Genomic DNA, 16,046 nt, shown 5'->3' with positions numbered 1-16,046 from the left:
TTATGAAGATGATTTAAACACCTGTAAATTTCGGCTCGGCAGCTGTGTGCCCATTTTCTCTTCGATCCATTTGGCCGCAGAAAGCAGTTTATCGAGCTTTACATTTGTTTTGATTTCCATCTGTTCAAGCATGTATACGATATCCTCAGTCGCGGCGTTTCCGGACGAACCCGGGGCATATGGACAGCCTCCAAGCCCGCCTGCCGATCCGTCAAACACAGTGATGCCCATCTGGAGCGCTGTGACCATGTTGGCCAGCGCCGTTCCTCTCGTATCATGAAAATGCAGGGCCAATTGATTGGCGGGGAATCGTGGCAAAAGAGCTTCAAGCACGGTTTCAACTTGGGCGGGATTTGCCGCTCCGATTGTATCTCCAAGCGACAGTTCAGAAATTCCAAATTCAAATAGGGCTTCACAAAGGCGAATCACTTGTTCAATGGGGACATCTTTTTCGTATGGACAGCCGAAAACGGTTGAGAGGTAGGCTCTTGTTGTGAGGTTTGCTTTTATAGCATCATCGTTTACTTTTTTGAGAATACGAAGAGTTTCAGAAGTCGATTTGTTGATGTTTTTTCTATTGTGCGTCTCGCTGGCGGACATAAAGATGCAAGCTTCGTCAATGCCTCCTTCAAGCGCGTTCTCCAGTCCCTTTTGATTCGGAACAAGTGCCGCGTACGTTACCTCCTTTACACGGTCGATGCCTTTTGCGACGTCTATCGCATCTCGAAGCGCCGGAATCCATTTCGGGTGAACGAAGGATGTGATTTCGATGTAGGAAAGACCTGTTCGGGAAAGCTGGTTGACCCAAGTGATTTTATCTTCTGTTGCGATCCATACGGGCTCATTTTGTAAGCCGTCACGCGGACCGACTTCTTTGATGTTCACTTTTTTAGGATATGGCATGTTCTTCCTCCAGATTATTGAGTCGAATCGCTCAGTTCGAGCAGCACGTCTCCTTCATTTGCGAAATCACCCTCATGTTTTTTGACTTCTTTTACGGTTCCGCTTCTGTCTGAAACGATCGGGATTTCCATTTTCATTGATTCCAGAATGGCAACTTCCTGGCCTTTTTCAATTTGGTCGCCGGCTTTGACGTGCACTTTCCACAGGTTTCCCGCCATTTGTATCTTAACTGTCATGACAACTGCCTCCTTTATAGGTGTTGTTTCAAAAAGTCAGTCGTAACATCCCCTTCTTTAAATGCTTTTGATGCCGCAGCCTGTATGAGAAGCGGAAGATTTGTTTTGATTCCCTCTATCCGATAGTCGCGGAGCGCTGTCTCTAGTTTTTCAATTGCCTCCTCTCTGTTTTGGCCTTTGACAATCATTTTGGCGATCATCGGGTCATAAAAAGGGGTGACAGTACTGTCTTTCGCTACCGCACATTCGTGTCTGACGCCTGTTTGGCCAGGGAGTGAAAACGCAGAGATCGTTCCCGGTGACGGATAGAAGGTCTTCGGATCTTCCGCGTATATTCTGACCTCTATCGCATGCCCGTTTCGTTTGATGTCTTTTTGAGAGAATGTGAGAGTTTGGCCCGCAGCAATACGTAACTGCTGCTCTACTAAGTCCAGGCCTGTTATTTCTTCAGTCACGGGGTGTTCAACTTGCAATCTCGTATTCATTTCGAGGAAATAAAAGTTTTGATTCGGATCAACTAAAAATTCAATGGTTCCTGCGTTCGTATAGCCGATCGCTTTGGCTGCTTTTACTGCCGTTTGCCCGATTTTCATTCTCAGTTCATCGTCTAAAAATGGAGACGGCGCTTCTTCAATGACCTTTTGATGGCGTCTTTGAACTGAGCAATCGCGTTCAAACAGGTGTACCGTATGGCCATGCTGATCGGCCAAAAGCTGAACTTCGATGTGGCGGGCATGTTCAATGACTTTCTCTATATACATCGACCCGTCGCCGAAAAAATCTGCGGCGCGCTTTTTGTTCCCCTCGTACGCCTTTCTTAATGCTTCTTCGTTCTGAACAAGCTGCATTCCGATGCCTCCTCCGCCCGCTGAAGCTTTCAGCATGACGGGGTAGCTGATTTGACTTGCAGTGCGGCAGGCTGCCTGAATGTCTCCGAGGGATTCAGAAATGCCGGGAACGACAGGGACTCCTGCTGCCTCCATTGCTTTTCGCGCTTCAATTTTGCTGCCCATCTTTGCGATGATATCGGGTGCAGGGCCGATAAACACGATGTTTTCTTGCTTGCAGCGTTCAGCGAATCGGCTGTTTTCTGATAATAACCCGTATCCCGGGTGGATCGCGTCGGCGTTTGCTTTTTTCGCCGTCTCTATAATTCTCTCTATATTTAAATAACTTTCACTCACTCTTGATTCCCCGATCAAATAAGCCTCTGTGGCCGCTTTTGTATGGGGCGCGTCTCTGTCTGCTTCAGAATAAACCGCAGCCGTTTTGATGCCGAGGCGGTTGCACGTTCGGATAATTCTCATTGCGATTTCTCCGCGGTTGGCGATTAGTACTTTTGTAAACATGGCTTCACCTCATTGACATGATAAGTTGAACATTTCAATCGTTTTTTCACGCAGTTTATATTTTTGAATTTTGCCTGAAGCCGTCATCGGGTACTCGTCTGTAAAAATCACATAACGCGGAATTTTGTGGCGGGCGATTTTCCCTTTGCAATAGTCCTTAATTTCTTCAGGTGAAGCGGTTTTCCCGTCTTTCAGTTTAATCCAGGCTGCGGCCTCCTCCCCGAATTTGGCGTCAGGCACACCAACGACCTGTACATCTAAAATATCAGGATGCTGATATAAAAATTCTTCGGTTTCCCGCGGGTAAATGTTCTCACCGCCTCTAATGAGCATGTCTTTTAATCTTCCGGTGATGCGGCAGTACCCGTCTTCATCCATGACAGCAAGATCTCCGGTAAACAGCCATCCGTCGTAATTGATTGCTTTTCTAGTCGCTTCTTTGTCTTTATAATAGCCTTTCATGACGTGGTAGCCGCGGGTGCATAGCTCTCCCTGCACGCCTCTTTGAACTTCTTGACATGTTCCGGGCTCTACAATTTTCACTTCTGCATGAGGCAGGGCGCGGCCGGTTGTATTGACTCTCCTTATGAAGGAATCATTGGCTCTCGTTTGCGTAATGACCGGTGAGGCTTCGGTTTGTCCATAGGCGATCGTAATATCTTTCATGCCCATCTTTTCAATGACAGCTTTCATCACTTCACTTGGACAGGGAGAGCCGGCCATGATGCCTGTTCGGAGCGTCGATAAATCATATGCTTCAAAATCCGGATGATGCAGCTCGGCGATAAACATGGTCGGCACGCCGTGGAGCGCTGTGCATTTCTCTTTTTCGACCGTTTTAAGAACGGAAACGGGATCAAATTCCTGTACAGGTATCATGGCTGCCCCGACGGACACACACGCCAAAACCCCGAGCACGCATCCGAAACAGTGAAAAAACGGGACAGGGATACACATGCGGTCTTGAGAGGTTAATGCCATACATTCAGCGATATTGGCAGCGTTATTGATGACATTAAAATGGGTCAGCATCACACCTTTAGGAAACCCTGTCGTTCCTGATGTGTATTGCATGTTGATCACATCGTCTTTTTCAAGGCTGTTCATTCTTGCTTCCAGTTCAGCATCTGTCACTGTTTTTGCAAATCTCTCTGTATCCCCCCAATGATACATGCCCGGCAAAGGTTTATCGCCAATATAGATCAGCGTTTTTAAAAAGGGATAGCGTTCTGATGTCAGCTGCCCAGGCTCGGCGATTTGCAGCTCTGGAATGAGGCTGTTCAGGATGTCTGTGTAAGAAGTGCCCCGGTATGAATCCATGACAATAAGCGCCGCGGCATCCGATTGCTTTAACAAGTAATCGAGCTCGTGTGCTTGGTAATTGGTATTGACGGTCACGAGCACGGCTCCGATTTTTGCGGCGGCGAACTGAACGGCCAGCCATTCGGGGATATTTGAAGCCCATATGGCTACGTGGTCTCCTTTCCCAATCCCCATCCGCATGAGTGCTTTAGCAGTTTGACGGCACAGGCTGTCAAATTGGGCGTACGTATAGCGGATATGTCTGTCTGGATAAACAACCGCTTCTTGATCAGGATAGGTTTCAGCGGTTTGTTCCAGCAGTCTGCCGATTGTGGAATGGATGAGTTCAGCCATGCATTGTTCCTCCTTTCTAAGAGATGGGAAAGCGTTTACATTTTACGTTAAAAGCTGTCTGGCGATCACGATACGCTGAATTTCAGATGTGCCTTCACCGATTTCCATTAATTTTGCGTCCCGCAGCATCCGCTCTACCCCATATTCCCTCATATAGCCTGAACCTCCATGGATTTGAATGGCTTGATTGCAAGCTCTTGTCGCCATTTCAGATGCAAAGAGCTTGGCATACGCCGCTTCTTTTGTGAACGATCGGTTATGGTCTTTCAGCCATGCGGCTTTTAACACCATTTGCCGCGCCAGATCAATTTCCATCGCCATGTCAGCAAGCTTAAATTGTATCGCCTGAAAGGAAGAAATCGGCTGTCCGAACTGCTTCCGTTCTTTCGCATATGCCAATGATGCTTCAAGTGCGGCTTGGGCAATGCCGACTGCAAGAGCGGCGATAGAGATTCGTCCGCCGTCCAGCGTGTATAGAAACTGCTTAAACCCTTTTGTTGGATCACCGAGTAAGTTGCCCGCAGGCACTCTGACATCCTCAATCAAAATTTCCGCTGTGTTTGAACCTCGGACGCCCATTTTATCGTACGGGCTCGTAATCGTAAGTCCGGGTGTGTCAGCCGGCACAATCAATGCGGAAATGATGTTTTTTCCGTCTTTGTTTTTGCCTGTTACTGCGGTCACAATCACCGTGCGTGCGTAGCTTGCATTTGTGATCCAGCATTTTTCGCCGTTAATCACGTACTCGTCACCGTTTGTTACCGCTTTCGTTTGAGTGCCTCCTGCATCTGATCCGGCATTTGGTTCCGTTAGGCCGAATGATCCGAGTGCTTTGCCCGACGCCAGCGGAGTCAAATGCGCTTTTTTTTGTTCTTCTGTTCCGAAGTAATAAAGCGGGCTTGCGCCGAGGGAGACCGCCGCTGCATAGCTTAATCCAGTACTGCCACAGGCTTTGCCGATTTCTTCAACCGCTAAGGCATATGAAATCGTATCTCCTCCCGATCCGCCGTATTCTTCTGGAAATGGAATGCCCATCAGCCCGAGTTCACCCATTTTTTTAAATGTTTGAATCGGGAACTCGCCTGTTTGATCTACATGTTCAGCGTGAGGAGCAATTTCTTTTTTCGCAAAATCCTTTACCATTTCACGCACCATTTGCTGTTCTTTTGTCAGCTCAAAATTCACGTGGTTTCCTCCTTCACATCTTTGTAACATCCTATTAGGCGAGTTCTGTAATCATTCCCTGACAAAAGAAGTCTGAAAATTAAAACGGGGTCATTTTTATGTCAAAACATCTACGGGATGAGCATACATAGCATACATCCATATCGCAAACGCAATGGCGTGCCTATTTGATAGCGTCGGGAACTGTGATCGATCAAGTTTTTGATAGAGAAAGAACATAGGCATAAAACAAGAGCGGTGTCCGGTTCAAGAAAAGAAAGTGCAGCAAAAAGGGTTCTTCAGCCGGATCATTTAAAACGGCATCTCCGAATAGGACAAAAAATAGCATGGCATCTGTCCAGACTAGATTGGAAATTCGCCCCCGCAATTAAGTGAGCTCTTCTGTCAGACATTGATATTCGGATTGTATTTGAAAAAAGAAAGACTTATATGTATTCGTTTTTAAGAAGGCCGTATATCTCTACATCAACAACTCCTTTACCTGACCAATAGGACTCCTGCCTGAGCAATCCTTCTTTTATAAAATTGTTTTTTAAGAGGACGTTTTTTGAAGCTTCATTTTCAGGCATGACTTCAGCTTGAATCCTGTTTACATTGACATGTTTAAATAAAAATGCTGCAAGCATGCGGACGGATTCTGTAGCAAAGCCTTTCCCCCAGTATTCTTCACCTAAGTAGTATCCAATTGTTACCATGTTTACTTTTTGATTAAAATCCATCGCTTCAATAATCCCAACCAGTGTATTCTCTTGATTCTTTGGAAAAATCCCCCACTTAATTCTGCTTTTTTTGTTGTAATCCCTATCAAAATGGCCGATCATTTTATGTACTGTTTTTATGTTATGTTTCGGGATGATGCCGCAGTATTCAAATACTCTGACATTATCATAAATCGAAAATACGTCCTGTACGTGCACCTCTTCAATTTTACTTAAAACTAGATTCTCAGATTCCAATACTGGGAAATGTCCAAAAACCGCTTCCATATTCATGTGAGTCTCTCCCTTGCTTTTTCTTTTCTTTAACAAATTCAGCGGCTTATCATAAGGATCCTGTCTCCAACATCACTTTTTAAAAAAAGACGACTTTGAAAGCCGTCCTTCTCACTTCTTATTTTGTCTTTCGTTTGGAAGCCTTGCTTTCGTTATGGAGCCGGTCTGCTGAAGTGACATAATACGTATACTTCTTATTTGGGTCTGCTGTTTCATCTAAGAAGGTTTGCTGCCCATTTGTTTTTCTCACGGTTCCCAGCAATGTTTTGGTCGATTCCCCTTCGGCTCTGTATATCGCATAATAGGTAGTTTCTTTTGTTTTTTGATTTGACGGGTGGTCTTGAATGAGCAGCAGATTGCCGTTTTTGTCTTTGGTGACCTTCGTAAGCTTTGGTTTTTTTGGTGCGGCACTGTCAAGCCAAGGCATTTGCGGAACCAATGCCGGTTTGCTGTAAAGCTCGGTGATGAGCCTGTCTTTAATGCCAAGCGGATTTTTGTTGAGGTCTTTGAGGCTGAAGTGCATGCTTCCTTTTACAAGCTCAAGCTGACGGTTTAAGGTGATTTGTCTTACATACTCCTCTGGGTCGGACCATGGCGGATCAAAGTTGTTGTTGATTTTATAAGCTGCCTGCCCAATATATAAATGAACAGGCCTATTGTTGACTTCATTGCTCCACCAATCAGCCAGCACGTCGTAAGCCGCTGCGTTAAAGCCGATGCTCCAATAGATTTGCGGCGCAATATAATCGATGTCTCCTTCTTGAATCCAATGTCTTGTGTCGGCGTATAGGTCGTCATAGTTCCTGACGCCTGCTTTGGTATTTGATCCGGTCGGGTCATCTGCCGCGTTTCTCCATACACCAAATGGACTGATGCCGAATTTGACGTAGGGTTTTGCGGCCTTGATCGTTTGGTTGATTTGTTTGACTAGCTGGTTCACATTATCACGCCGCCAGTCATCAATATTGGAAAACGTGCCTTTTCCATATTGTTCATATTGTCCTTGATCAGGAAATTCCTGTCCCGCTATTTTATAGGGGTAAAAATAATCATCCATATGAACAGCATCGATATCATAATGTTTTACGACTTCCTCAATGCTTTTCACGATAAAATCTCTCGCTTCAGGAATGCCCGGATGGTAATAAAGCTGGTTTCCATAAGCGGCAACCCATTCTGGATGCTTTCGTGCCGGATGATCCTCAGACAATTTATCGAGATCTGTATGATTCATCGTAATACGGTAAGGATTAAACCATGCGTGAAATTCCAAATTTCGTTTATGGGTTTCTTCAATCAAAAATGCTAGCGGATCATAGCCCGGGTCTTTGCCTTGGACACCAGTTAAGTACTCAGACCAAGGTCCGTAAGCGGACGGATAAAAGGCATCTGCCGTCGGTTTAATCTGGACAATAACGGCATTCATTCCCATTGTCTGTACATCGTCAAGCAGTTTGATATACTCTTGTTTTTGTTCTTCCGTTGTTAAACCTTTCTTTGACGGCCAATCAAGGTTTAAGACGGAAGCAATCCATACGGCTCTTAGTTCCCTGTCAGGATGCGCATTGGCCATAAACGGAACGGAGATAACAAACGTTCCGATGATCAAGCTGACAAGGAAACGGACAATCGGCTTTTGGCGAACCTTCATTCTGTTTCTTCTCCCCCATTACATCACTTTCACTTTTCGCTATTACGGTATTCCCGGGCTGTAAAAGGGTGCTTAATCGGTTTGAAGAAATCAGGATTTACGTCTATATCACCAGATAAACGAAAAAAGTCCTGAAGCATATTTGTGCTGCTTTAGGATTTTTTATCATTTATCATGGTTTGCAGGCTCTTTAACACATCAACGAGTTTTACGCCGACACCGACAGCTGTTTCAAGAATTGCTTGTGCTCCTGCGATGGCTAAAATAAAGATGACTGGAACTGCAATACGAGGCAAAAAGAGATAGCCCAATCCGATCAAGATCGCACACCAAACGCCGGCACACCAGTAGCAATTGAGCATATACCCAAAGTTAGAAGCCGGAACGTTTTTTACATCTACATGCCCGTTTTGATCAACGATCCTTTTCTTTTTCATAAAAGGTTTTCGGATAAATTCTGTGATTTTGTCGAATACAATCAAATGTGTCAGCCTGTAGCTGGCAAGAATCAGCATGATAAAAGTAAGCCAAGAAAGATCATTCATGACAAGCCTCCAAGAAAAGGATGATGTTATCATTCCCTAGTGTCCTTTATCCATTCTTGATACAAAAAAGAAGACGGACAGAGAAAGGGTCTCTGTCCGCTAATCGCTTTATCGTTTGTGCAGTATTGCTTGATTTGTAGTGATCTTGTCTAAAACGTCAAGGATGATGGCAGCGTTCTTTTCAGCATATGTGCTTTCCAGCATATCTTTATGAGCGCCGAAACCAGTGTATTCGCTGTAGCTTCCCAAGGCGGCGCCTTTCCATTTCGTTAAGCCTGTATGCCTGCCAGTTTCGGTTTGAATTCCAGCTTCAATGAAATGAATGTTTGCTTTGATATGCCCTTCATTCAGCAACTGCGCCCAATATTCCTGATAGTTTCTTTTTTTCTTCATCACCTTTTCTCTGACTGCTTCAGGCAGGTAAGCTGCCGATTCGTCATTCCCAGTGTCGATAGGCACATGCTGTTCTTTTAGATAAGCGTCCACGATAATAAAGTCACTGACTTCCAATCCTCTCTGCTCCATAGCCTGTACTACTTCAAAAGCCAGGTTGCCTCCCGCGGAGTAGCCTAATAAAACGTATGGGCCTTCAGGCTGTATGTCTGTGATGCAATTAACATATTGTTCAAGGCGGGTATCATTTTCAATAAAGTGAAATCCGTATACGGCCGCCTTGTCATTCAGCAATAAAGCAAGATCTTTGAAATAAATGCCAAATCCCGATATCGGCGGGAAGCAGAAAAGGTTTTGCGCGCCTTGCTGATTCAATTTGATCACTTGCTGTTCATCTGCAGCTGTCAGCTGTTTCGAATAAAGTTTTTCGGCAAGCTGAGCGATGGTCGGGTTTTCGAACAAGAAATCGATGGGTATGTCTATGTGCTGCTGATGCTTCAATGTGTGTATGACTTGCAGTGCTTTTAGCGAATGTCCGCCAAGAGAAAAGAAGTCATCATCGATACTAATGGTTTTGACACCGAGAACATGTTTCCAAATGTTCGCCAACTCTTCCTCAATCAAGTTTCTGGGCAGTGTGATGTCCTGCTGTTTATCAGGCTTGTTTTCTGAAATAGGAAGAGCGCTGCGGTCTATTTTTCCGTTTCCGGTAAGCGGCATCCGGTCCACACGCACCCAGTGCTGCGGGATCATATAGTCCGGGAGCACACGCGCCAAATCGGCGCGGATCTCCTTTTCTGTTCTTTTGCCATCGCTGACGTAATGAGTGTGCAGCTGCGCCTCTCCGTCTTTTTCTTTCATTGTCACTGCCGCTTCCTGCACGCCTTCCATTTCTAACAGGCGCGCTTCAATTTCGGCGGGCTCAATTCGTTTTCCCCTGATTTTCATCTGCCTGTCAATCCTGCTGATGTATTCTAAGTTTCCATCGGGCAGCCAGCGAGCTAAATCACCGGTACGATATATTCTTTCTCCAGACAAGAAAGGATGAGGAGAAAAAACATCATTTGTCAGGTCATCTCTGTTCAAATAGCCTTTTGCGACCCCATCACCGCCGACACAAAGCTCTCCGGGAACGCCTATTGGCAAAAGACAGCCTTTTGCATCTAAGATGAAAGCGGTGCTATTGCTGATTGGTTTTCCGATCGGAATCGGCCCTGCATAGTCTCTTTTCATCTTAAAAAAGGTTGAAAATGTCGTGTTTTCCGTAGGCCCGTAAATATTATGAAGCGCCAGATCTGGACAGGCGTGTCTGACAGCATTCATAAGGGCAGGCGAGAGTGCTTCTCCGCCGACATATAACGTATGGAGTCCGCGGAACATGTCTGCTTGAGCTTGAGCCAGCTGATTAAAAAGAGCTGTTGTTAAAAATAGCACTGAGATGTCATTTTCAAGCAAATACGCCCCAAACCGATCAGGTGACAGCAGTGTCGATTTATCAATGATATGAAGACTTGCGCCGTTTAAAAGCGCCCCGAACATTTCAAAGGTGACAGCGTCAAAGCTGATAGATCCAGTCAGAATAAACCGGTCATCAACGGACGCAGATGTGTAATTGCTGTTGCTGACAAGGGACACGACATTTCGATTGGTGATCATGACGCCTTTCGGCTGGCCTGTTGAGCCTGAGGTATACATGATGTATGCAAGATCATCCGGACTGGAGCCGACGTTGATAGGGGTATCATTCTCTTCCATCCAGGCCTGTGCATCTGAAGTCATACATGTTCCTGAGAACGAAGCGTTTGCCTCTAACCCTTTTTGAATAATTAGTATTTTCGCTTGTGTTTCCTCGAGCATAAAGCTGACACGTTCAGGTGGGAGCTCGGCGTCAAGCGGGAGGTAAGCTCCTCCTGCTTTTAAAACGGCAAGCACACTGATAATGAATTCAGGAGAATGAGCAGCTAATACTCCGGCTGTCTCGTTTTGCTGAAACCCATTTTCATATAATTCTCTGGCAAGTGCATCAGAGCGTTTATCAAGCTCTTTATACGAAAAGGACATAGTGCCATACACAAGTGCGGTATGATCTGGCGTCTTTTCTGCTTGTTTACGAAATAAATTGATAATTGTATGATTCTTTGGATACTCTGTTTTTGTATGGTTAAACTGTGTGACAATCTGCTCTTTTTCTGTTACATCTAGAAAAGAAAAATCAGCAATGGGTATGTCAGGGTGCTGTGCTGCTGTGCTTAGCGCTTGCGTAAATTGCCTCTTGATACAGCTGATCCAGGCAGTATCGTAAACGAACGCGTTATAGCTGAACTTGACGACAAGCTCTTCACCGGGAGCAACGACAAGATTAAAGTTATACCCTGATTGCTCAGATACCTTCACTTGATCGATTTGCAGCGGTGAACTGGTGCGATCAGCTGAATCGGCAATTTTCTGCTGTAACGGATAGTTTTCAAATACTATAATGTGATCGATCAGTTCCTGTTTTAATGCGGTGTTTGCCTGGATATCAAATAAAGGCTGGCAGGTAAATGGATCGGCTTCCAGCATTTCTTTCTGGCTGCGTCTGAGCAGCTCTTGAAACGTTTCGTCTTGATGTGTTTTGATCCGAACCGGAATGGTATTGATAAACAATCCTATCATTTGTTCCACACCCGGAATTTCTGACGGTCTGCCTGAGACAACCGCGCCAAATACAACGTCGTCAGTGCGGTTATATTGCTGCAGCATCAAACCCCAAACTGCCTGAATAAAGGTGGCAAGCGTGACGCCATGTTGTTTGGCAGTCTCTTTGAGCTTGTCTGTCAGTGGTTTATTTAATGAAAATATCAAATCTTCACGTTGATAACCCTCTTTTGTTTCTTCATCAGACACACGAGGCAGCGGTGATGGGGTGCTGTAGTTTTTTAAATAGGAATCCCAGTACTCCGCCGCTGTTTCTTTGTCACGGTTTGTCAGCCAGGAAATATAGGTGCTGTACGGACGGACAGGGTCTAAAGAAAGCGGTTTTCCTGCATGAATCGATTGATAAATCCGCATAAATTCCTGAAGAACGATGCCAAGGCACCAGCCGTCCATTAAAATGTGATGGTGGCTCCAGATGCAAACATGCTCCTCTTCAGCTATTTTGAATAGATAAATCCGCATCAACATGTCTTTTTGCAAATCAAAGCCTTTTTGCTTGTCCTTCTCCTTAAAGCATTCAATATACTCATTCTGCCCGTTTGTGGGCAGATGGGAAATGTCTTCGCTGTACAAATGGAATTCGCGTTCTGTCATCACGACTTGCCGAGGTCCCGACAAATGCGGGACGTGCGGCAAAAACACGGTTCTGAAAATGTCATGGCGGTCGATGATGGTTTGAATGCTGTGCTGAAACCATTCATAACTGAGGCTCCCTTTAATGGTGAAGAGCGACTGCTCAACGTATGCCCCCTCCTCTTTACGGAGGAAGGAATGAAACAGCATTCCCTCCTGCATATGACTCAGAGGATAAATATTCTTGATTTTTTTGATCTTATCCATAGCATTTGCACCTTTCTTCACGGATTCATTAGTGAAAACTGAGCATATCAGCAATCTCTTGCAGCGCATCCTCTGTCAGCTCTTGATCATCAAAATCGCTGACCGTCTTTTCTGTTTCTCTTTTGTTCTGGCAGTGTTCGATCAGCTGTAATACATATTGACGGCAATTCTCGCTAAGTTGCTCGATGGTTATGCGCTGAAAGCGGGTATTGTCATACGTCATGTTGACAGTCATTTTTCCTTCTGCAGCGATTGCGCTGATATCCAGCGACTGTTCACGGTTCCATGTTGTGCTGATATCATCCCCGGCACCCAGCGGAGAGAATGAGAAAACGTCCTTCTCAGGTACTTCAGCTGGACTGCCGTTTTCAAATTGACCAAGATAATTGAAGCTGATTTCTGGGGCACATGTGAAATCGATGTCTTTTTTGTCAGGCGGCGTCAAATATTTGATAACACCGTAGCCGAATCCTTTGTCCGGTACACGTCTCAGTGTGTCTTTTGTTGTTTTTAGCACATGAACCATGCCTTCTTCCGAATCTGGCAAGTCTGCGTTCAGTTTAATCAATAACGGATAAATGGCAGTAAACCATCCAACCGTACGGCTCACATCAACCCCGTCTAATACATCCTCTCGCCCGTGGCTTTCTAATGATAGTTTGAAGGCGGATTGATTGGTCCAATGGCGCAACGCGAGAATGACAGAAGCGAGCAGTAAATCCTGAGTATCTGTGTTATATGCGCTGTTGGCATCTTTTAAAAGCGCAGCTGTCTCTTTATCGTTTAATGTAAACGAAATGGTGGACCGTTTTCTCTCGTTTGCTATGGTTTCGTCGATTTGATCAAAAGGCAGTGCTTCTGTTTGATATTCTTCGGTTTCGCGCCAATACTTGAGCTGTTTCATAAGCTGCTGGCTTTCTGCATAGCCAGAAAGCTTTTTCGCGTACGCTTTAAACGAGCTTGTTTTAGGCGGCAGTTTGATATCCTCCCCGCCAGCAGCTTGGCGATACCCTAAAGACAAATCTTCAAGCAGAACCCGCCACGAGATGCCGTCAACGACGAAGTGATGTGCAGATAAAAATAAGAAATCACCGTCAGTTGTACGGAAAAGACCGGCTTGCAGCAGCGGCCCATTCTTCAGATCCATTTTCCGCTGAATATCACGTACATGGCGTTTGATAAGAGGCTCATACGCTCTATTTTCTAGAGCTGACAAATCAATAATCTGAAGACCGTACAGCGCGGCGTCCGAATGCCTGATCGGCCGATTATATTGAGCCCACGTTCCTTGTTGATTCTGGGTAAACACCATCCGCAGCGCATCATGATGACACGTTATTACTTTTAAGGTTTTGCGCAGTGCGTCCTCTTGTATAGGGGTTCTTCGATGCAGCATAACGGACTGATTAAAATGGTGTTTTTCTTTTATATCTTGAGAAAGAAACCATCTCTGAACAGGGGACCATTGTACGTCTCCCTCAACCGGAGCTTGGCTGGAACTTGTATTTGAATCCCGGGTATAAGCTGCCAATTCTTGAATGGTCGGATGGTTAAACAAATCTTTCACTGCCATTTGCTTTCCTATCCGATGAAGCCGTGCTGATACCTGTAACGCTTTGATCGAATCTCCTCCAAGCTCAAAGAATGAATCAGCTGTACCAATTTTTTCCGTTCCTAGTACTCCTTTCCATATATCCGCCAGTATTTGTTCCATCTTACTGGCTGGTGCGCGGAATGAACGTTCAGCTCCGCCCTTGGATTCAGGTGTTGGAAGTGCTTTGCGATCCAGCTTGCCGTTTGGAGACAATGGAAGTGAACTCAGTTTTTCGATAAACGCAGGGATCATAAACATCGGCAGTTTGTTTTGTAATTCTAAGCGTATCGTATCTGTGCTCAGCTCTGGTTCTGTCACAACATAAGCACTTAATTCGGTTTGTCCCGATGCTGTTACATGAGCGAGTACTGCGGTATCTTTTACACCATTTATACAACGAATGACCGATTCAATTTCTTTCGTTTCTACACGATATCCTCTGATTTTGACTTGTTCATCAATTCTTCCCAAATATTGAAGTGTTCCGTCGGCCATCCATCTGGCGGCGTCTCCTGTTCGGTACATTCGCGTTTCGGGTTTGTATGGGTTCTGGATGAATGACCTTTCTGTCAGTTCCACAAGGTTGACATACCCTCTTGCAAGCCCTGTTCCCGCTATACAAAGCTCTCCGGCAACACCGATTGGCTGAAGCTGATGATTGCCATTTAAAATAAGCACTTGGGTCCTGTCTATTGGCTGGCCGATGCTTACGTGTTTCTGCTTTTCCATATGTCTCATGACGGTGGTGGCCACACTGTTTTCTGTCGGTCCATATTCGTTGGAAAGTTCTGTATGCGGACATATGGCCAAGCTGCGATCTATCAATTCGCGGTCAGTTGCTTCTCCAGCCAGAGTGACAATTCTAAGCGTCTTTACATCTTCCGGCTGCAATACGTCCAAAAGCGCTCGATATAAAACAGGCACAATAATCATATGTGTAATCCGGTGATGGGACAGCTGGTGTTTAATCTCCAGAATGTCCCTTGCTTCCTCATCATGAAGCAAAACTGCTTTTGCACCTGACAAAAGCGGTGTGAACATACTTGTTATAAAGCCGTCAAACGAGAAGGAAAAGAGCTGCAGGATGGTGTCTGTCTCGTTGAAAGCATACGCGTTTCGCCGCCACTGAAGAGTGTTGGCAATGCCTTTATGCTCGACCATCACCCCTTTTGGACGGCCCGTCGTTCCTGACGTATAAATGATATAAGCCAAATGATGGGCAAACGATACTTGCGGCAGCGGTGATCTGTCGTATGCCTCCGCGTTCTGTATGGTGAATATCTCTCCCTTAAAGTCAGCAAGTGCTCCCCGATCCGCTTCATTTATTGTTATGAGCAGTTTCGTTCCGCTGTCGCTGAGGATATAGTGTTTCCGTTCCACCGGGTATTCCGGATCAATAGGAACATAGCAACCGCCAGCTTTCCAAACACCAAGTATGGCTGCTATCATGCTGAACGAACGAGGCATCATGATGCCTACTGGTGTGTCCGGTTTAACACCTCGGCTGCGCAATGTACGTGCGATGCCATTAGACCACTCATCCAACTCTTGATACGACAATGTTTTGTCTCCGCTCACAAGTGCAGGGGCTTTTGGTGTTCGTGCAGCTTGCTGTTCAAACAATTGACTGATTGTTTGTTCTTCGTATTGATTTGCTTTCCTGATGTTAAACTCATTGAGCAGCTGATTTCGCTCTTCTGGGGTCAGGATGTCGATATGGTTGAGTGTCACCTCCGGGTTTTTAATGATGATGTTAAGTACATTTTTCAAATGAGATGCCCAGCGTTTAATAGTTGTTTTCTCAAACAGTGCGGTTGAATATTCAAAATGGAAATGAATGTTCTCCTCACCCTCAGATGCTTGTAATGTCAAATCGAACTTAGAAACGAGATGAGAAACTTGTGCCGGCTTCATTTGCAAATCATGCATATGCAATGGCTGGTAATCATTATTTTGAACAACTAACATGGCATCAAACAGCGGGTTTCTGCTCATATCCCGCGTT

General features: G+C 45.3%; 10 protein-coding genes and 1 pseudogene. All 11 read right to left on the bottom strand.

The genetic code is table 11. The features are described from left to right. Complete coding sequence (gene ldeG / locus V6D41_RS04635; RefSeq protein WP_333517438.1) at positions 1 to 903, bottom strand: hydroxymethylglutaryl-CoA lyase; 903 nt, start codon at positions 901 to 903, stop codon at positions 1 to 3. A 14-nt stretch (positions 904 to 917) separates the two neighbouring features. After that, the gene (locus V6D41_RS04630; protein ID WP_333517437.1) at positions 918 to 1,139 is read right to left on the bottom strand and encodes an acetyl-CoA carboxylase biotin carboxyl carrier protein subunit; all 222 of its coding nucleotides are present in this window, start codon (positions 1,137 to 1,139) and stop codon (positions 918 to 920) included. A 14-nt stretch (positions 1,140 to 1,153) separates the two neighbouring features. Further along, complete coding sequence (locus V6D41_RS04625) at positions 1,154 to 2,488, bottom strand: acetyl-CoA carboxylase biotin carboxylase subunit (RefSeq protein ID WP_333517436.1); 1,335 nt, start codon at positions 2,486 to 2,488, stop codon at positions 1,154 to 1,156. A 9-nt stretch (positions 2,489 to 2,497) separates the two neighbouring features. Next, positions 2,498 to 4,144 (bottom strand): AMP-binding protein, encoded by a 1,647-nt coding sequence (locus tag V6D41_RS04620; RefSeq protein ID WP_333517435.1) that lies wholly within the window; start codon positions 4,142 to 4,144, stop codon positions 2,498 to 2,500. A gap of 42 nt (positions 4,145 to 4,186) precedes the next feature. Then, positions 4,187 to 5,329, bottom strand: coding sequence for an acyl-CoA dehydrogenase family protein (locus V6D41_RS04615; RefSeq protein ID WP_333517434.1), 1,143 nt, complete (start codon positions 5,327 to 5,329; stop codon positions 4,187 to 4,189). A 425-nt stretch (positions 5,330 to 5,754) separates the two neighbouring features. Continuing rightward, a complete protein-coding gene (locus V6D41_RS04610; protein WP_252400937.1) occupies positions 5,755 to 6,222 on the bottom strand; it encodes a GNAT family N-acetyltransferase in 468 nt (155 codons plus the stop codon). Beyond that, positions 6,217 to 6,321, bottom strand: a pseudogene (locus tag V6D41_RS04605) (GNAT family N-acetyltransferase); the annotation flags it as partial. The gene V6D41_RS04610 and the pseudogene V6D41_RS04605, both read right to left, overlap by 6 nt. 118 nt (positions 6,322 to 6,439) lie before the next feature. Continuing rightward, a complete protein-coding gene (locus tag V6D41_RS04600; protein WP_333517433.1) occupies positions 6,440 to 7,972 on the bottom strand; it encodes a glycoside hydrolase family 10 protein in 1,533 nt (510 codons plus the stop codon). 152 nt (positions 7,973 to 8,124) lie between these two features. Then, a complete protein-coding gene (locus V6D41_RS04595) occupies positions 8,125 to 8,517 on the bottom strand; it encodes a DUF1360 domain-containing protein (RefSeq protein WP_333517432.1) in 393 nt (130 codons plus the stop codon). 108 nt (positions 8,518 to 8,625) lie between these two features. Next, positions 8,626 to 12,468, bottom strand: a complete 3,843-nt coding sequence (locus V6D41_RS04590; protein ID WP_333517854.1) for a non-ribosomal peptide synthetase — start codon at positions 12,466 to 12,468, stop codon at positions 8,626 to 8,628. Between the two features lie 7 nt (positions 12,469 to 12,475). Next, positions 12,476 to 16,046, bottom strand: a 3,571-nt coding sequence (locus V6D41_RS04585; protein ID WP_333517431.1) for an amino acid adenylation domain-containing protein, incomplete at its 5' end; no start/stop codon positions are given.

Origin of the sequence: Bacillus sp. 0102A (assembly GCF_036765155.1) — a bacterium.
In the GTDB taxonomy this organism is placed as follows: domain Bacteria; phylum Bacillota; class Bacilli; order Bacillales; family Bacillaceae; genus Bacillus; species Bacillus subtilis_G.
Note: the sequence above shows the minus strand (reverse complement) of the source record. Positions and strands in the feature narration are given on the sequence as shown.